At 63.7% G+C, this 18,879-nt stretch carries 12 protein-coding genes; 4 read left to right on the forward strand and 8 right to left on the reverse strand.

Features of this window, described 5'->3' with window-relative positions; all coding sequences use genetic code 11:
* Window positions 1-18: 18 nt before the first annotated feature.
* The 8 genes from ACYU03_RS23670 to putP all read right to left on the reverse strand — a co-directional run bounded on the left by ACYU03_RS23670 (window position 19) and on the right by putP (window position 9,648).
* A complete protein-coding gene (locus ACYU03_RS23670; RefSeq protein ID WP_461887032.1) occupies window positions 19-792 on the reverse strand; it encodes a glycosyltransferase family 2 protein in 774 nt (257 codons plus the stop codon).
* 66 nt (window positions 793-858) lie between these two features.
* Entirely contained in the window at window positions 859-1,815 is a 957-nt protein-coding gene (locus ACYU03_RS23675) for a glycosyltransferase family protein (RefSeq protein WP_461887033.1), read from the reverse strand.
* A gap of 48 nt (window positions 1,816-1,863) precedes the next feature.
* Window positions 1,864-3,273, reverse strand: a complete 1,410-nt coding sequence (locus ACYU03_RS23680) for a PIG-L deacetylase family protein (RefSeq protein ID WP_461891536.1) — start codon at window positions 3,271-3,273, stop codon at window positions 1,864-1,866.
* Window positions 3,270-4,166, reverse strand: a complete 897-nt coding sequence (locus ACYU03_RS23685; RefSeq protein ID WP_461887034.1) for an antimicrobial resistance protein Mig-14 — start codon at window positions 4,164-4,166, stop codon at window positions 3,270-3,272. Before ACYU03_RS23685 ends, ACYU03_RS23680 begins: the two co-directional genes overlap by 4 nt.
* A complete protein-coding gene (locus ACYU03_RS23690) occupies window positions 4,166-5,296 on the reverse strand; it encodes a glycosyltransferase (protein ID WP_461887035.1) in 1,131 nt (376 codons plus the stop codon). Before ACYU03_RS23690 ends, ACYU03_RS23685 begins: the two co-directional genes overlap by 1 nt.
* Window positions 5,280-7,037, reverse strand: coding sequence for a carbamoyltransferase family protein (locus tag ACYU03_RS23695; RefSeq protein WP_461887036.1), 1,758 nt, complete (start codon window positions 7,035-7,037; stop codon window positions 5,280-5,282). The genes ACYU03_RS23690 and ACYU03_RS23695 overlap by 17 nt, the downstream gene beginning before the upstream one ends.
* A 163-nt stretch (window positions 7,038-7,200) precedes the next feature.
* A complete protein-coding gene (locus ACYU03_RS23700) occupies window positions 7,201-8,037 on the reverse strand; it encodes a 23S rRNA (adenine(2030)-N(6))-methyltransferase RlmJ (protein WP_461887037.1) in 837 nt (278 codons plus the stop codon).
* Window positions 8,038-8,163: 126 nt separating this feature from the next.
* Complete coding sequence (gene putP, locus ACYU03_RS23705) at window positions 8,164-9,648, reverse strand: sodium/proline symporter PutP (protein WP_461887038.1); 1,485 nt, start codon at window positions 9,646-9,648, stop codon at window positions 8,164-8,166.
* A gap of 351 nt (window positions 9,649-9,999) precedes the next feature.
* On the opposite strand from putP, the gene putA reads away from it, so the two are divergent.
* The 4 genes from putA (at window position 10,000) to ACYU03_RS23725 (ending at window position 18,861) form a co-directional block, all read left to right on the forward strand.
* Entirely contained in the window at window positions 10,000-13,953 is a 3,954-nt protein-coding gene (gene putA, locus ACYU03_RS23710) for a trifunctional transcriptional regulator/proline dehydrogenase/L-glutamate gamma-semialdehyde dehydrogenase (protein ID WP_461887039.1), read from the forward strand.
* A 299-nt stretch (window positions 13,954-14,252) separates the two neighbouring features.
* On the forward strand, window positions 14,253-16,055 hold the full coding sequence (locus tag ACYU03_RS23715) for an acyl-CoA dehydrogenase (protein WP_461887040.1): 1,803 nt from the start codon (window positions 14,253-14,255) through the stop codon (window positions 16,053-16,055).
* Between the two features lie 32 nt (window positions 16,056-16,087).
* Window positions 16,088-17,530: a TldD/PmbA family protein gene (locus tag ACYU03_RS23720; RefSeq protein WP_461887041.1), complete on the forward strand. Its 1,443-nt coding sequence runs from the start codon at window positions 16,088-16,090 to the stop codon at window positions 17,528-17,530.
* Window positions 17,530-18,861 carry a TldD/PmbA family protein gene (locus tag ACYU03_RS23725; protein ID WP_461887042.1) on the forward strand — a complete coding sequence of 444 codons (1,332 nt, stop codon included), beginning with the start codon at window positions 17,530-17,532 and terminating at the stop codon, window positions 18,859-18,861. The genes ACYU03_RS23720 and ACYU03_RS23725 overlap by 1 nt, the downstream gene beginning before the upstream one ends.
* The last annotated feature ends 18 nt before the right edge of the window (window positions 18,862-18,879 follow it).

An 18,879-nucleotide genomic window follows, 5' to 3' on the forward strand; every position in this document is an offset into this window, starting at 1 on the left:
CCAATAGCCTGCCTGTATTCAACTTGCAAAAAAGCCAACACCTACACCAAGGGCTACTCCCGCCAACAGCACAAGCAGCAATTTCATCTTGTCACGTTGACGCCGGCGAGCCTTGCGCTGACGCTCCTCGGGCACCGTCACGTGATTACCAAATCCAGTGTGCAGCACAGCGTCGCCCTCAAGGCTGACCGCCGTCAGGTTTAACTCTGAATAGCGTCGGGATAGCGCCTTCTCCCCAGCATAGGCTGCAAATGGAGCACAACGCTGATAATCGCTCAGACGACGCAGCCCCGGGTTCAGAGAGAAGCTCTGCCAATCGGCTTTTTCCGACAGTACGGCGTAGCAGGGGACACCCGCGATGACCTGGCGCTCGCCCAAATGAATGTAGGGGCTATGAACCGCCAGATCATGGGCATAGCTACGTAGCCAGACCTGCAACAAGTGCGGGCTGACCTCCAGGATTGCCCGCGAATCCTCGACGAACCCGGGCCGGTAGAATCTCCAGTCATCTTCACAGTGGAAGATGTACGGCGTCTTGACCTGCCCATAGGCCAAGTCGATCGAAGCCAGTTGACCAAGCTTCGGGTTGTTGACGAACACCCTGCAATAAGGCTTCCAGTGTTCCGGCACAGCCCCATGCACCGCCTCATCGCCGGAGTCCTCAGTAATGAAGACCTCGCGAACGGGCGCGGTGTTGAAGCGGTCGAAACTTTCCAACGTTTCCTTGAGCAGATCAAAACGCCCACAACTGGTCACCACCAAGGTGATATCACTGGTTTCAGAGAAGCGCACCGGGATCCCTCCGCTTCATAGCCTTAAGCCTTTCAAGCCCCGTCCTTGGGACAGGCGTTTTGTCGGTCATAACCCTAGCCTCAAACGCAAGCGTTGCCAGGCGGTCAGCGCAGGGCGCGGCCGCAGAGGGGGCTGCATGTACTCGACGATGCTACGACCCACCTGGGCAAAACTGAAGCGTGTGACTGCCAGCTCTCGACCATTGGCAGCAATGCGTTCAGCCATTGCCGGGTCTGCGCGCAGCACCTGGAGCTTCTCCTGGAGCTGGGGAATGCTGTTGTACAGGACCACGTTGTGCATGTCCTGCAACCCCAGTGCGCGGTTTTCCTCTTCGCCCTGGTCATAGGCCAGAAGCACGCAACCACAGGCCATGGCTTCGAAGTTCTTGATCATGTATTCGCCCATGCCGACATCGGCACTGACGAAGAAGCGGATGCGGTTGAGCGTGTTGCAGTAGTCCTCACCCGACTTGGTACGGGTGACCACCAGGTTTTCCACCTGGCCCAGCTCATCGAGCAAAGCCTTGCGGCCACTGTAGGCCACACTCTTGGTGCTGCCCACGAATGCCAGTTCGATATCCCGCTCACGACCTTGGTCACTGAGCAGTTGCTCGTCATATCCCTTGGGTACGAATACCGCGTCGAAGCCTTCCTGACGCAGCCGCTCGCTGACCATATAGCCTGAACTGATTACCCTCGCCCAAGGCAGCTTTCGATAGTGCGCACTGAACTTGCCGGTGTACTTGCACGGGATGTAGTTCTGGTAAGCGTCATGCTCGAGGATGACCAGGTTGGGCACCGTGCGGATGAAGCTGGCCTGCCGGATCTCCTGCTTGAAGCGCAGGAAGAAGACGATCCGATCATACTGCTCGACATCGACTTCGCGCTTGAAGTAGCGGCGCAGGTTGCGCTGGTCTTCACTGCTCAGCCAGCGCAGGTCGCAGTCGCAATGGGCTGCGACGCCATCGTAGAGGCGGTCGAGAATCGCCCGTTGTTCCTTCTGCACCAGAAATAGGACTTTCATTGCTTTCCTTGGGCACTTGGCGCCGCTGCGCTCAAACATTCATCGCGATCAGAGTTCACGACGCCAGAACAGTTCATGCCGACGCACCGCCTTGCGGAAGAATTCGTTCTCTCCATAAGGCGATGGACGACGACCGGCCAGCCAGCGCTGCAGCCAGCGGCGCAAGCGGCGCTTGAAGGGTGCAGGCGGCTGCAGGTCGTGCATCATGCCCAGGGCCATCGCCTTGTCACGTTGGGTCGGCAGGGCCAGTACCAGGCTGCAGGGAGCCCAAGCGTCCTCGTCACTCATCTGTGGTGGCAGGGCCACGCCATCGCCACTGTCACCCATCGGCCAGCGGTCGTTGTCATGCAGGTGGTTGGCGTAGCACAGCAGGGTTTCAGGTTGCCATTCCAGCCCCTGCAAGGCTTCGAGCACAGCGGTATGAGCACAGATATGGTCCGGGTGCGGGTCGAGCTGGGGGTGCGGCATCACCAGGACATGCGGCCGCGCCTGCACCAGCAAGGCACGCAGGTCTGCCAGCAGGTTGTTCCAGGTTGGCGCACCGTTGGCGTCGCCCGGCAACGGGAAGGGATTGAAACAGCGGAAGGGGCGGATGTCTGTCATGTCCGCTTCGCGCGAGGGCACGGGCTGGTCAGGCGCTGCCAGCATGGCCGGCAATTGCAGACAGAAGTAGCCCAGTTGCACGCAACGCGACTCCGGCACCCCGGCCCAACGCGGTACGGCGATGCTGTCCCAGGCCCGCAGGCGGCCTTTCAGGCGGGCAGCCTCGACCTTGTCCATGCCCATCCGCTGGTAATGTTCGGCCTCGATCTCGCCAGCGGTCAGGGTCACCACCCAAGTCTCTTCGGCCTGGCTGTAGAGCCCGTAGGCCGCCAACTCAGCGTCGTCGGCATGGGGTGCGATCACCATGACCCGGCGCTGGCCCAGCGCGACGCCGGGGGCGATCCACAGGCGAGGCTCCCCCAGCAGCCGGCAATGGCGCCCACGCACGCGCAAGCGCCCTGCTATCAACGGTGCGGCCAAGCCAGTGAGATTGAGAAAGCGCGTACCAGAAACACCGCGTTCGAATGTTTGCCGGTCGCTGGCCTGGTCACTGATCAGTTCGACGACCGGGTCGATGAAACGCCCCAGCCAGCCGCTCTTCACCCCAATCTCCAGGACCAGGGTTTCATCGCCTTCGAGCGACAGCGGCGTACTGGTCTGCAAGGTACCGTCATGCAGGACGAGCGGCACAGCCCGCGCCTCGTCACCGAAACGGTATTGATAGTCCTCGCCCGGCGCATAGAACAGATGATCGGCGAACCAGGCCTCATGAGCAGCCCAGAGCAGAGGTAGCAACAGCAGCGGCAGCCACCACTGCACCGCGACACCCAGTACGAGCAACAGCATCAGGCCCAGCAACAGGCCCAAGCGCTTGTTGCGCCGATGGCGCTTGAGCAACTGCTGCTTGCGGCTCACACCTGGAACACCGGAACGGGGTTGCACCAACGGTCCTTGTATTCGCGATCGGCACGACCGAAGGAGAACCGCAATGGTTTGTTGCGCGCGCGCGCGTCCTCCCAAGCTGCTTGGGTATTGAGGAAGCTGAGCACGCTGCCTGGACTGAAAGCCTTGGTCTCCGGGTCGACACCACCGTTGACGTACTCGACGCTGATCCACTCCGGTGCCTCGACCCGATACACCAACTGAATGGCAATGGGCGCTCCATCAAGGAACAGCACCGAGCCAATCAGCAGCTCGCGCAGGCGCTCCAACACCTCGGCCATACGCGCCGCACCAGTGGCTGGGAAGCCCCAACGACGCTGGAACAGGTCGCAGTACATGGCCGCCATCTCGGCGGCGGAAAAGTCACTGACCGGGCGCACCTGCCCGCCCGCCTCTTCCAGCAGGCGCAACTCGCGGCGCTGGTTGTAGCGGAATTTCTTGGACAGGTCCTCATGGGCCCGGGCCATTGCCAATTGCTCACTCTGAGCCTTGAGGCCCTCGAAACGCCCCTGGTTCAGCTCCGACAGGTAACGCCCGGCATGGCGCAGCGGCGCGCCCGCATCGGCGGCAGCCGGCAAGATCAACTCGGCATTACCGAGGTCGAACAGGCCTTTCTTGCCGTGGCGCTTGAGCACGTCCTTGGACAACGCCAGGTAACGCCCCCAGGTCGGGATCGCGGCCTTGAGCTCGCCGCCCTGCTGCCAGCCCAGGTAGCGCACCGGGATCTGCGCAAGGTCAGCCAACTGCTCGACCACTAACGGATGGGTCGCGACACTGCCGCCAAAACGCTGCCAGGCCTCGGCGTAGGCGCTCGCGTCGATGGCTGTCCAGCCACGCTCGCGCCAGCCTTGAAGATGATTGAGCATCAAGCCTCCGCCACCAGCGCACGCACCTGCGGCAACTGCCAGAAGGCATCGCGCACGGCCTGGTCGGAGAAACGCTCATGCAGCCGCTGCAGCATGTGCGCGGCACAGGCTTCGCGCTGGACCCCGTCTAGCGCGGCCATGTGCTGCAGGCCCTGGGCCAGCTGTCCGGCATCTCCCAGCGGAAAGAGCACACCGACACCCTCGACCACTTCGCGGGCACCACCACAAGCAGTGGCCAGCACCGGCACGCCCGCGACCATCGCCTCCAGCAAGACCATGCCGAACGGCTCGTGGTCGGAGCTCAAGGCAAACACGTCGAAGGCCTGGAAGTAACGGCGGGCATCCGGCACCTGGCCGAGAAAGTCCACCTGCCCGGCGATGCCCAGTTCAGCGGCGAGGGACTTGAGCGAACCTTCCAACCGCCCCTTGCCCAGCAACGCCAGGCGGGCGCCAGCCGGCAGCCCTGGTAGCGCCTGGGCGAAACCACGCAACAGAGTGGCCTGGTCCTTGTCCGGATGCAGGCGGCCGACGTTGCCGACGATCCACGCCTGAGGCTCAAGGCCCAACGCCACACGTGCCTCGTCCCGTGGCACCAGGCTGGCCTGCAGGGCGCTGACATCGATACGGTTGTACAGGGTCTGGATGCGCTCGGCGGGCCACTGCGGCAAGCACCGGCGCATGTCATCACGCACCGCGTCCGACACCCCGAGCAGGCTCAGGCGCTTGCGGAACAGATTGGCGAACAGACGGCGACCCGGCCGCTCATAATCGCCGAAGGCATGGTGCACGCCGATCACCGGCAAGCCAGTGCCGAGCAGCGCGATATAGATCGGCTTGAAGCGGTGGGCGATGCAGAAACTGAAATGGCGCTCGGCGGCGATCCGCCGCAAGGCGCGGATCGCCCCCAGCTTCAGGCCGCGCACGGCCTTGGAACTGAACTCCAGGAACAACACCTCATCCGAGGAGCAGCCAGCCGCCACCTGCGAGTCCGCGGCGCCGGTGAGGAACACCGTGGTGACCTTGTACCCGCTGCCTGCGAACAGGCTGGCGTACTGACGGGCGCAATCGAGAAAAGGCCCGTCATAGCCGTGGCAGAACTGCAGGATGCGCGGTTCAGAGCGGCTGGTCATACAGCTCCGCGCCATCCTTGACGACCAGGATGTCTTCCATGATCAGGTACTGCAGGTCGGAACCGAAGAACATGTTCAGCGCGTCGGTCGGCGAGCAGATCATCGGCTCGCCACGGCGGTTCAGCGAGGTGTTCAGCGACACGCCGTTGCCAGTCAGGTCTTCCAGCGCCTTCATCATGTCGTAGTAGCGCGGGTTGTATTCGCGCTTGAGCACTTGGGCACGCGAGGTGCCGTCTTCGTGGACCACTTCCGGCACACGGGTCTTCCACTCTTCGGCGACTTCGAAGGTGAAGGTCATGAATGGCGCCGGGTGGTCGACCTTGATCATCTGCGGGCCGACGGTGTCGAGCATCGACGGGCAGAACGGCCTCCAGCGCTCACGGAACTTGATCTGTTCGTTGATACGGTCGGCCACACCCGGCACGCTCGGGCAACCGATGATCGAACGACCACCCAGGGCACGCGGGCCGAACTCCATGCGGCCCTGGAACCAGGCCACCGGATTGCCGTCGACCATGATCTTAGCGATGCGCTGCGGCATGTCGTCGATCTTGCGCCATTTCGGTTGGCTCGGATGACGGGCACAGGCGGCGATCACATCCTCGTTGGAATAGGACGGGCCGAGGTAGACGTGCTCCATCTTCTCCACCGGCACACCGCGGGCATGGGAAACGTAGGCTGCCGCACCGACCGCGGTGCCGGCGTCGCCGGAAGCCGGCTGGACGAACAGCTCCTTGAGATCGGGACGAGCAATGATCTTCTGGTTCAGCTTGACGTTCAGCGCGCAGCCGCCGGCAAAGGCCAGCTTGCCGGTCTCCTTGAGGATATCGCCCAGGTAGTGGTCGATCATCTGCAAGGCCAGCTTCTCGAACAGCGCCTGCATGCTCGCTGCGTAATGGATGTAAGGCTCGTCAGCGATGTCGCCTTCACGCTTGGGGCCCAGCCACTCGATCAGCTTGGGCGAGAAGTAGAACCCCTTGCCCTTCTCCTTGTAACGGCGCAGGCCGATGACGTTGGCGTACTCGGTGTTGATCACCAGTTCACCGTTCTCGAAACTGGCCAGGCGCGAGAAGTCGTACTTGCTCGCATCGCCGTAAGGCGCCATGCCCATGACCTTGAATTCGCCGTCGAGCATCTCGAAGCCGAGGAACTCAGTGATCGCGCCATACAGGCCGCCCAGAGAGTCTGGATCGAAGAACTCCTTGATCTTGTGGATCTTGCCGTTCTCGCCATAGCCAAAGAAGGTGGTGGCGTACTCGCCCTTGCCGTCGATGCCGAGGATCGCAGTCTTTTCCTTGAAGCCCGAGCAGTGGTAGGCGCTGGAAGCGTGCGCCAGATGGTGCTCGACCGGCTCGATCTTTATCTTCTTCGGATCGAAGCCCAGTTGCTCCAGGCACCAGACGATCTTCTTGCGGTAGCGCTTGTAGCGGCGGTTGCCCATCAGGATCGCGTCAAGGGCGCGGTCCGGGGCGTACCAGTAACGCTTGGCGTAGTGCCAGCGGGCCTTGCCGAACAGGCTGATCGGTGCGAAGGGAATGGCCACCACGTCGACGTCCGACGGCTTGATGCCGGCCTGCTCCAGACAGAACTTCGCCGATTCGTAGGGCATGCGGTTCTTCGCGTGCTTGTCACGCACGAAGCGCTCTTCTTCAGCGGCGGCAATCAGTTTGCCGTCGATGTACAGGGCCGCGGAAGGATCATGGCTAAGGGCGCCGGACAGGCCAAGAATCGTCAATGCCAAGGGTCTAGCCTCTTCATTCGGTAAAAATGCGCCTCGGCCCCATTGGGCGGACGGCAGCGAAAGAGCGGGATTATAACGCAAAGCGGGGCGGGCGTGATGGCTGCGGGGAGACGAGCCGCTCCCCCTGTAGCGGGTTTGCCCGCTACAGCCAGGCAGGGCGCCGTTACTCGGCGATCAACCAATCCATGCGCCAGCTGCCCTGGGTCTGGGCCAGCACCTGGGACAACCACGGCAGCAACTCGCGCAGCTCGTCTTCCAGGCCCCACGGCGGGTTGGCGATGGCCAGGCCGGAGCCATTGAGCCCCTGGGGGCTGTCCTGGGGGTGCACATACAGTTCCACCCGTAGCAGTTTTGGCGCGCCGGTGCTGGTCAGGTCCTGGTAGAAACGCACCAATTGGCGCTGATCCTTGATTGGGTACCAGATGGCCGCGACGGTCTGGCGCATACGACCGACCGCCTCTTTCACGGCCTGACTGCAACGCTTGAGCTCGTCGGCCTGCTCGAATGGCGGATCGATCAGCATCACCGCGCGCTTTTCCTGCACCGGCAAGAGCGCCCGTGGAACATGCCAGCCCTCGCCCAGGTGTACCGCCACCCGCGGATCCTTCTTCATGTTCTCCTTGAGCAGACGCCCATCCTCGGGATGCTTCTCGTTAAGCAGTACGCGGTCCTGCTGACGCATCAGGCGCCGCGCCAGCTCCGGCGAGCCCGGGTAGTAGCGCAACTCCCCCTCGGGATTGAGGCGCTTGATGATGCGCAGGTAGTCGGCGGTGATCGCCGGCAGATCATCGCGCCCCCAGAGCCGAGCGACGCCATCCAGGTACTCACCGGTGCGCGTCGCCTGGTCGCCCTGCAGGTCGTACAGGCCCAGCCCGGCATGCGTGTCGAGGTAGGCGAATGGCTGCTCCTTGCGTGACATCAGGGCGATCAGCCGGGTCAGCACAAGGTGTTTGAAGACGTCGGCGTGGTTGCCGGCGTGGAAGGCGTGACGATAGTTCATGGCAACTCCTGCAAGGCCGGGAAGTTTACCCTGTCGCGCCGCGGCCGTCAGGTGATGCCTGCCGAAACGACAACGGCCCGCGCCTCAGAGAGACGCGGGCCGTTTCAGGCAAGGCTCAGCGATACATCACTTGCCGGCGTGGTAAGCCGCGTCTGCGCTTTCGAAGCGCGAAACCATGTCAGTGGTTGGACGGCCCAGCTTGCTGACCACGATGATCGCCAGGCTAGCGAAGAGGAAACCCGGGATGATTTCGTACAGACCCAAGGTGTCAAACTGCTTCCACAGGATCACGGTTACCGCGCCGACTACGATACCGGCCAGCGCGCCGTTACGGGTCATGCCCTTCCACAGTACCGAGATCAGCACGACGGGGCCAAAGGCTGCACCGAAGCCAGCCCAAGCGTAGGCTACCAAGCCCAGCACGCGGTTTTCCGGATTGGCGGCCAAGGCGATGGCGATCAGTGCGACAGCCAGCACCATCAGGCGGCCGACCCATACCAGCTCTACCTGGGAGGCGTTCTTGCGCAGGAAGGCCTTGTAGAAGTCCTCGGTCAGGGCGCTGGAGCAAACCAGCAACTGGCAACTCAAGGTACTCATGACCGCTGCCAGGATGGCCGACAACAGCACACCGGCAACCCATGGGTTGAAGAGAATCTTCGCCAGTTCGATGAACACCCGCTCGTGGTTCTCGGTGACAGGGCCGGCCAGGTCAGGGTTGGCCGAGAAGTAGGCGATACCGAAGAAGCCAACGGCGCAGGTGCCGGCCAGGCACAGGATCATCCAGGTCATAGAGATGCGGCGGGCATTGGCGATCGACTTCACCGAGTCGGCGGCCATGAAGCGTGCCAGGATGTGCGGCTGGCCGAAGTAGCCCAGGCCCCAACCCATCAGCGAGATGATGCCGATGAAGGTGGCGCCTTTGAGCATGTCGAAGTTCGCCGGGTTCTGCGCCTCGATGGCGAGGAGGGTGGTGTCGAAACCGCCAGTGGCGATCAGCACGATGACCGGCGTCAGGATCAGCGCGAAGATCATCAGCGAGGCCTGCACGGTGTCGGTCCAGCTCACCGCCAGGAAGCCACCGACGAAGGTGTAGGCGATGGTTGCCGCGGCGCCAGCCCACAATGCGGTCTCGTAGGACATGCCGAAGGTGCTTTCGAACAAGCGGGCGCCGGCGACGATGCCGGAAGCGCAATAAATGGTGAAGAACACCAGGATGACGATGGCAGAGATGATCCGCAGCAGGCCGCTCTTGTCTTCGAAACGGCTGGTGAAGTAGTCCGGCAGCGTCAGCGCGTCACCGTTGTGCTCGGTCTGCACACGCAGGCGGCCGGCGACGAAGACCCAGTTCAGGTAGGCCCCGATGGTCAGGCCGATGGCGATCCAGGCCTCCGAAAGGCCCGACATGTAGATGGCGCCCGGCAGGCCCATCAGCAACCAGCCGCTCATGTCCGAAGCACCGGCCGAAAGCGCGGTGACCACACTGCCCAGGCTACGTCCGCCAAGGATGTAGTCGGAAAGGTTCTTGGTGGAGCGATAGGCCACGAAGCCGATCAGTACCATTGCCGCGATGTAGATCACGAAGGTGATCGTGATTGGATTACTTGCACCCATTGTTGTGCCCTGGCGTTTGTTTTTATGTAGCAGCAACCCAGAAAAGGTTGCACCCAGGCGGCGCATCCTATGCAACAACGCGAACTAGGTGCAACCATTTTTCGTCCGAAGTTGCACCTCGTCAGATTTTTCGTACAACAATTGCTTTTTTGCTCCTTTTGGGAGCAAAAAGCGCTTTTTTCATAAAAAAACGCACCGCGAACAACCATTTGCCGCGGGCGGGTTTCCCTACCAGACGAGTTGCGCCTGTTTCATGAAAAAAGTGGGTTGCACTAGGTTGCACCCGAATTGTCCGACAGCTAATCTTGGCGCCAGCTTACGCCACGCCCGTGGCAATAATGAGGATAAGAAATGGCGACGACCACCCTTGGGGTCAAACTCGACGACCCGACCCGTGAGCGACTCAAAGCCGCTGCGCAGTCCATCGACCGCACGCCGCACTGGTTGATCAAGCAAGCGATCTTCAATTACCTGGAGAAGCTCGAGGGTGGCGCCACCCTGACCGAACTCAGCGGTCAACCCAGCAACTCCGCCGACGACGCTGGCGAAGTCCAGGCCGACCATAGCCACCAATGCTTCCTCGAGTTCGCCGAAAGCATCCTGCCGCAGTCGGTCCTGCGTTCGGCGATCACCGCCGCCTACCGCCGCCCCGAGCAGGAAGTGGTGCCGATGCTGCTGGAGCAGGCACGCCTTTCGGCCCCCATGGCCGAAGCTACCAACAAACTGGCCGCTGGCATCGCCGAGAAACTGCGCAACCAGAAGAGCGCCGGCGGCCGCGCTGGCATCGTCCAGGGCCTGTTGCAGGAGTTTTCCCTGTCATCCCAGGAAGGCGTGGCACTGATGTGCCTGGCCGAAGCCCTGCTGCGCATCCCAGACAAAGGCACGCGCGACGCCCTGATCCGCGACAAGATCAGCACCGGCAACTGGCAGCCGCACCTGGGCAACAGCCCGTCGCTGTTCGTCAACGCCGCGACCTGGGGCCTGCTGCTGACCGGCAAGCTAGTCTCGACCCATAACGAATCCGGCCTCACCTCCTCACTCAGCCGCATCATCGGCAAGAGTGGCGAGCCGATGATCCGCAAGGGCGTCGACATGGCCATGCGCCTGATGGGCGAGCAGTTCGTCACCGGCGAGACCATCGCCGAAGCCCTGGCCAACGCCAGCCGCTTCGAAGCCAAAGGCTTCCGCTATTCCTACGACATGCTCGGTGAAGCCGCACTGACCGAACATGACGCACAGAAGTACCTGGCGTCCTACGAACAGGCCATCCATTCGATCGGCAAGGCCTCCCACGGCCGCGGCATCTATGAAGGCCCGGGCATCTCGATCAAGCTCTCCGCGCTGCACCCACGCTACAGCCGCGCCCAGTACGAGCGCGTGATGGAAGAGCTGTACCCGCGCCTGCTGTCGCTGACCCTGCTGGCCAAGCAATACGACATCGGCCTGAATATCGACGCCGAGGAGGCCGACCGCCTGGAGCTGTCGCTGGACCTGCTCGAGCGTCTGTGCTTCGAGCCGCAACTGGCCGGCTGGAACGGCATCGGCTTCGTTATCCAGGCCTACCAGAAGCGCTGCCCTTATGTCATCGACTACGTCATCGACCTGGCCCGCCGCAGCCGTCACCGCCTGATGATCCGCCTGGTCAAGGGCGCCTACTGGGACAGCGAGATCAAGCGAGCCCAGGTCGAAGGCCTGGAAGGCTACCCGGTCTATACCCGCAAGGTGTACACCGACGTTTCCTACATCGCCTGCGCACGCAAGCTGCTGTCGGTGCCGGAAGCGATCTACCCGCAGTTCGCTACCCACAACGCCCACACCCTGTCGGCCATCTACCACATCGCCGGCCAGAACTATTACCCCGGCCAGTACGAGTTCCAGTGCCTGCACGGCATGGGCGAACCGCTGTACGAACAAGTGGTGGGCAAGGTTTCCGAAGGTAAGCTGAACCGTCCGTGCCGCGTCTATGCACCGGTCGGCACCCACGAGACCCTGCTGGCCTACCTGGTGCGTCGCCTGCTGGAAAACGGCGCCAACACCTCGTTCGTCAACCGTATCGCCGACCACTCGATCTCCATCCAGGAACTGGTCGCCGACCCGGTCGCCAGCATCGAGCGCATGGCCACCCAAGAAGGCAGCGCTGGCCTGCCGCACCCGCGCATCCCACTGCCACGCGACCTCTATGGCAACGAGCGGGCCAACTCGGCCGGCATCGACATGTCCAACGAACACCGTCTGGCGTCCCTGTCCTGCGCCCTACTGGCCACCGCGCACAATGACTGGAAGGCAACCCCGTTGCTCGGCTGCGCGGCCAGCGAGGAAGCCCCGGCAGCCGTCCTGAACCCGTCGGATCACCGCGACGTGGTCGGCCAGGTCCAGGAAGCCACGGTCGCCGATGTCGACAATGCCATCCAGTGCGCGCTCAATGCCGCACCGATCTGGCAGGCCACGCCTCCCGCCGAGCGCGCGGCCATCCTCGAACGCACCGCTGACCTGATGGAAGCGGAGATCCAGCCGCTGATGGGCCTGCTGGTCCGTGAGGCCGGCAAGACCTTCGCCAACGCCATCGCCGAAGTGCGCGAGGCAGTAGACTTCCTGCGCTACTACGCGGTACAGGCGCGCAACGACTTCAGCAACGACGCCCACCGCCCGCTGGGCCCGGTCGTCTGCATCAGCCCGTGGAACTTCCCACTGGCCATTTTCAGCGGCCAAGTTGCCGCTGCCCTGGCTGCCGGCAACCCGGTACTGGCCAAGCCTGCCGAACAGACCCCGCTGATCGCTGCACAGGCCGTGCGCTTGCTGCTCGAGGCCGGCATCCCTGAAGGCGTCCTGCAGTTGCTGCCGGGCCGCGGCGAGACCGTCGGCGCCCGCCTGGTGGGTGACGACCGCGTCAAAGGCGTGATGTTCACTGGCTCCACCGAAGTAGCACGCCTGCTGCAGCGCAATATCGCTGGCCGCCTGGACGCACAGGGCCGACCGATCCCACTGATCGCCGAAACCGGCGGCCAGAACGCGATGATCGTCGACTCCTCGGCACTGACCGAGCAGGTGGTGATCGACGTGGTCTCCTCCGCCTTCGACAGCGCCGGCCAGCGCTGCTCGGCCCTGCGCGTGCTGTGCCTGCAGGAAGACTCCGCCGACCGCGTCGTCGAAATGCTCAAGGGCGCCATGGCCCAGAACCGCCTGGGCAACCCCGAGCGCCTGGCCGTGGACATCGGCCCGGTGATCGACGCCGAGGCCAAGGCCGGTATCGAGAAGCACATCCAGGGCATGCGCGAGAAAGGCCGTGCGGTCTACCAGGTGGCCATTGCCGATGCAGAGGAATGCAAGCGAGGCACCTTCGTCATGCCGACCCTGATCGAGCTGGAAAGCTTCGACGAGCTCAAGCGCGAGATCTTCGGCCCGGTACTGCACGTGGTGCGCTACAACCGCAAGAACCTCGACCAACTGATCGAGCAGATCAACGCCTCCGGCTACGGCCTGACCCTCGGCGTACACACCCGCATCGACGAAACCATCGCCAAGGTGGTGGACAACGTCAATGCCGGTAACGTCTACGTCAACCGCAACATCGTCGGCGCCGTGGTCGGCGTACAGCCATTCGGCGGCGAAGGCCTCTCGGGCACCGGCCCGAAAGCCGGTGGCCCGCTGTATCTGTACCGCCTGCTGTCGACCCGTCCGGCCAATGCCATCGAGCAGCACTTCCAGCGTACAGACGGCGAAGCCAAGGGCGACAACGCCCTGCGCGACAGCTTGCTCAAGCCGCTGCAAAGCCTCCAGGCCTGGGCAACCAGCAACCAACTGGCAGACCTGGCCACCCAGTGCGAGCAATTCGCCCTGCAGTCGCAAAGCGGTATCAGCCGTCTGCTGCCAGGCCCGACCGGTGAGCGTAACAGCTACACCATCCTGCCGCGCGAGCACGTACTGTGCTTGGCCGACAGCGAAACCGACCTGCTGACCCAGCTAGCCGCGGTACTGGCCGTGGGCAGCTCGGCGGTGTGGATCGACGGCGAACCGGGCAAAGCCCTGCGCGCCCGCCTGCCGAAGGATATCCAGGCCAAGATCAAGCTGGTGGCCGACTGGCACAAGGATGAAGTGACGTTCGACGCAGTTCTGCACCACGGCGACTCCGACCAGTTGCGTGGCGTCTGCGAGCAGGTAGCCAAGCGTGCTGGCGCTATCGTCGGCGTCCACGGGCTGTCAGCTGGCGACACCAACATTGCCCTGGAGCGCCTGGTGATCGAACGCGCGCTGAGTGTCAACACCGCTGCCGCAGGGGGCAACGCTAGCCTGATGACTATCGGTTAAGTCGTTACTGGCGGTAGCCACTGGAAAAGGAGAGCTTTGCTCTAATGCTGTTCACTTAAGACGTCTGTGGGAGCCCTCTGTGGGAGCGGCCTTGTGTCGCGATGGGCTGCGTAGCAGCCCCACCTGAAGGCACTCCAGCTTAAGTAAACAGCATTGAGCTTTGCTCTCCTTTTTTATGGCTAGTAGAACAGGGCCCCGGGTGTCTTGGCTTTCTGACGACGTATCACGCTCGCCTATTTCACTGTGCTTGACCTACCCGCCTCTCTAGACTCGGCCCAACCCCGAACTGGAGCACAGCCATGTCCGAGACCCTGCTCAGCAGCCGCAATCTCGCCTTCGAGCTCTACGAAGTGCTCGACGCCGAAGCCCTGACCCAGCGCGAACGTTTCGCCGAGCACAGCCGCGAAACCTTCGACGCCGCCCTGGCCACCGCCCGCACCATCGCCGAGAAGTACTTCGCCCCGCACAACCGCAAGGGTGATGAGCAGGAGCCGCGCTTCGAGGACGGCCGTGCTGTGCTGATCCCGGAGGTCAAGCCGGCGGTCGACGCCTTTTTGGAGGCCGGTTTCCTAAACGCCAACCGCGACTTCGAGGTCGGTGGCATGCAGTTGCCGAGCCTGGTGTCCCAGGCCTGCTTCGCCCACTTCCAAGCAGCCAATGCCGGCACTACGGCCTACCCGTTCCTGACCATGGGCGCGGCGAACCTGATCGAGAGTTTCGGCAGCGATGAGCAGAAACGCCTGTTCCTGCAGCCGATGATCGAAGGCCGCTATTTCGGCACCATGGCCCTGACCGAACCGCACGCCGGTTCGTCGCTGGTGGATATCCGCACCCGTGCCGAGCCCGCCGGCGACGGCACCTACCGCATCAAGGGCAACAAGATCTTCATCTCCGGCGGCGACCACGAGCTGTCAGAGAACATCGTGCACATGGTCCTGGCCAAACTGCCGGACGCCCCACCTGGGGTGAAGGGCATCTCGCTGTTCATCGTGCCCAAATACCTGGTCAAGCCGGATGGCAGCCGTGGCGAGCGCAACGACGTGCTGCTGGCCGGGCTGTTCCACAAGATGGGCTGGCGCGGTACCACTTCCACGGCGCTGAACTTCGGCGACGACGGCCAGTGCGTCGGCTATCTGGTCGGCCAGCCGCACCAGGGCCTGGCCTGCATGTTCCAGATGATGAACGAAGCGCGTATCGGCGTTGGCATGGGCGCGGTGATGCTCGGCTACGCCGGCTACCTCTACTCACTCGACTACGCGCGCCAGCGCCCCCAAGGCCGCCTGCCAGACAACAAGGACCCGGCCAGTGCCGCCGTGCCGATCATTGCCCACAGCGATGTGAAGCGCATGCTGCTGGCGCAGAAGGCCTATGTCGAAGGCGCGTTCGACCTAGGCCTGTACGCGGCGCGGCTGTTCGACGATACCCAGACTGCTAGCAGCGAGGAACAGCGCCGCCAGGCCCAGGAACTGCTGGACCTGCTGACGCCGGTCGTCAAATCGTGGCCCTCCGAGTTCTGCCTCAAGGCCAACGAACTGGCAGTCCAGGTCCTCGGCGGCCACGGCTACACCCGCGAGTATCCGGTGGAGCAGTACTACCGCGACAACCGCCTGAACCCGATCCACGAAGGCACCCATGGCATCCAGTCGCTGGACCTGCTCGGGCGCAAGCTGGCGCAGAACGGCGGCGCCGGGCTCAAACAGTTGGTGCGCTTGATGGCCGCAACCGGCGAACGCGCCAGCCAGTACCCCAGCCTCGACGCCCTGCGCCAGCCGCTCGAACAGTTGCTCGTCCGCCTGCAGAGCGTCACCCTCGGGCTGCTTGGTGACCTGGCCCAAGGCAAGGTCAGCAGCGCCCTGGCCAACTCGGCGCTGTACCTGAAGGCCTTCGGTCATTGCGTGATCGGCTGGCGCTGGCTGGAGCAGGCCGTTCGCGCCGAGCAGGGCCTGGCAACGGGCAACCCGGCGGATAGCGATTTCTACCGGGGCAAGCTCCAGGCCGCGCGTTATTTCCTGACCTGGGAAGTGCCAGGCTGCCATAATGAGCTGGCATTGCTCGAGGCCCGCGACGACACCTGCCTGGGCATGCACGACGAGTGGTTCTGAGGGGGAACCACCGCGCACACGGAGGTTCCTGCATGTTCGATTCCAGCGCCCTGCTGCGCCAGCGCTTCTCGGCGCTGCGTAGCACGGCCGATTTCTTCTCTCTACGGCACGTCAAACAGTCCATCCAATCCTTGTCGGTTCGTCGCAACGTCGCCGAGCCACCGTTCTTCAGCCATGACCAGGGCGCGATGCTGACCGTGCGCATCCAGGGCATCGAGGCCTACGCCGCCACTGCCGACCTCTCCCAGGCCGGCCTGCAGCGCGCGCTGGAGCAAGCCGAGACTCTCGCCCGGCAGATCGCCACCCACGCCCTGCTCGACCTCAGCGAACAGCCCGTGGCAAGCGATCGGCACGACTACTGCTCGCCCAACCTCGACCAACCCCTGCCGCCCCTGGCCGACTGCCTGGCCCTGCTCGCCGTCGAATCGGCCAGCGTGCCCCGGGACAGCCGCTTGGTGAACTGGCAAGCGAGCCTGGGCATCAGCCTAGTCGAGCAGACCTACCTGAACACCGCCGGCGCCGAACTGCGTCATGCCCAGCGCTTTCTCTTCCCCGGTTTCAGCGCCACCGCCAGCGATGGCCAGGACAGCCAGACCCGCAGCCTGGGCCGGGAGAACTTCGGCCAGCAAGGCGGCCTGGAAGTCATCGAGCGTTGCGGCCTGGTCGGCGCAGGCGCCCATGTGGCCGACCAGGCCTTGCAACTGCTGCTGGCGCCCAACACCCCCAACGGCGTGCGTGACCTGCTGCTGATGCCAGACCAGATGATCCTGCAAATCCATGAGTCCATCGGCCACCCGCTGGAGATGGACCGCATCCTTGGCGACGAACGCAACTACGCCGGCACCAGCTTCGTCAAAGCCAGTGATTTCGGCCAGTTGCAGTACGGCTCGCCACTGCTCAACGTGACCTTCGACCCGACCATCAACGAAGAGTTGGCCAGCTACAGCCACGATGACGACGGCACCCCGGCGCACAAGCAGTTCCTGATCCGCGACGGCCTGCTGCTGCGCCCGCTCGGGGGAGCCTTGTCACAGTACCGCTCGGGACTGGATGGCGTGGCCAACAGCCGTGCCTGCAGTTGGAACCGGGCACCGATCGACCGCATGGCCAACCTCAACATCGAGCCAGGCGACCGCTCGCTGGAACAACTCATCGGCGGCATCGAGCATGGCATCCTGATGCGCACCAACCGCTCCTGGTCCATCGACGACGCGCGCAACAAGTTCCAGTTCGGTTGCGAGTGGGGCCAGTTGATCGAGAACGGCGAGCTCAAGGGCGTGGTCAAGAACCCCAACTACCGTGGCATCTCCGCGCAGTTCTGGCGCAACCTCAGCGCAGTGGGCGACCGCAGCACGCTCCAGGTACTGGGTACGCCCAATTGCGGCAAGGGCGAGCCCAACCAGGTGGTAAGCGTCGGTCACGCCTCGCCCGCCTGCGTGTTCAGCCAGATCGATGTATTCGGAGGAGACGCCTGATGGCAAGCACGCCCTTGCAACGTTTCCAGGACCTGGTCAGCGACCTGAGCGGCGCGCTCCAGGCCGAGGAGGCATTCACCCTCGGCTACAGCGCCGAGCATTCGCAGTTCATCCGTTTCAACCATGCCCGGGTCCGCCAGGCCGGCAGCGTCAGCCAGGCCAGCGCGCTCCTCAAGCTGGTGCGCGACGGTCGTCAAGCCGAGCTGCACTTCACCCTGGGCGACGACCCTCAAGTCGACCGGGACCGCTTGCGCGAAGCCCTGGCGCAACTGCGCCAGACCTTACCGCTGCTGGCCGCCGACCCGTACCTGAAACTGGACGAAAGCCCGTGGCAAAGCCACAGCCTGCAGGAGCAGCCGCTGCCTGAATGCAGCGAGGTGCTAGCCCAGGTCGAGCAGGGTGCAGGTGCCCTGGACTTGGTCGGCATCTACGCCGCCGGGCCGGTCTGCCGTGGCTTCGCCACGTCCTTTGGCGCCTTCGGTTGGCACCAGGCCAACAGCTTTAACTTCGACTGGAGCCTGTTCCACGCCAACGGCCAGGCGGTCAAGGCCAACTATGCCGGCCAGGCCTGGAGTAGCGAGGCCTTCGCCGCCCGCCTACAACAGGCGCGAGAACAGCTGGAGTACCTGGGGCGGCCGCTCCGGGTCCTGAGCCCCGGCCGCTACCGCGCCTACCTGGCCCCCGCCGCGCTGGATGAAATTGCTGGCCTGCTGTGCTGGGGCGGCTTCTCCGCCCAGTCCCTGGCCACCGGCAACAGCCCCCTGCAACGGCTGTACAGCAGCGACGCCCAGCTCAGCCCACTGGTCAGCTTCAGCGAGCAGGTCAGCGGCTCGCTGAGCCCGGCGTTTTCCGATGAGGGCTCGCCACGCAGCGACCTGCGCCTGATCGGCGAAGGGCGGGCCCTTGAACGCCTGATCAGCGCCCGCAGCGCCGCTGAGTTCGCCTTGCAGGCCAACGGTGCCGACAGCTACGAATCACCTTGTGCCCTGAGCCTGGCCCCAGGCGACTTGGCCAGCGACCAGATCCTGGCCCATCTTGGCACCGGCCTGTACATCAGCAATCTCTGGTACCTGAACTACTCGGACCTGCCTGCGGCCCGCATGACCGGCCTGACCCGCTTCGCCACCTTCTGGGTCGAAGACGGCAAGCTCCAGGCACCGGTCAGCACCATGAGGTTCGACGACAGCCTGTACAACCTGCTCGGCAGCCAACTGGAGGGCCTGACCCGAGAGCGCGAGTTGATCCTTTCGACCAGCACCTATGGCCAGCGCCAGACTGGATCGAGTCATTTGCCGGGTGCGTTGGTCAAAGCCCTGACCTTGACGCTGTAACGCCACTGAACCTACGGC

This window comes from Pseudomonas sp. X10 (assembly GCF_054889225.1).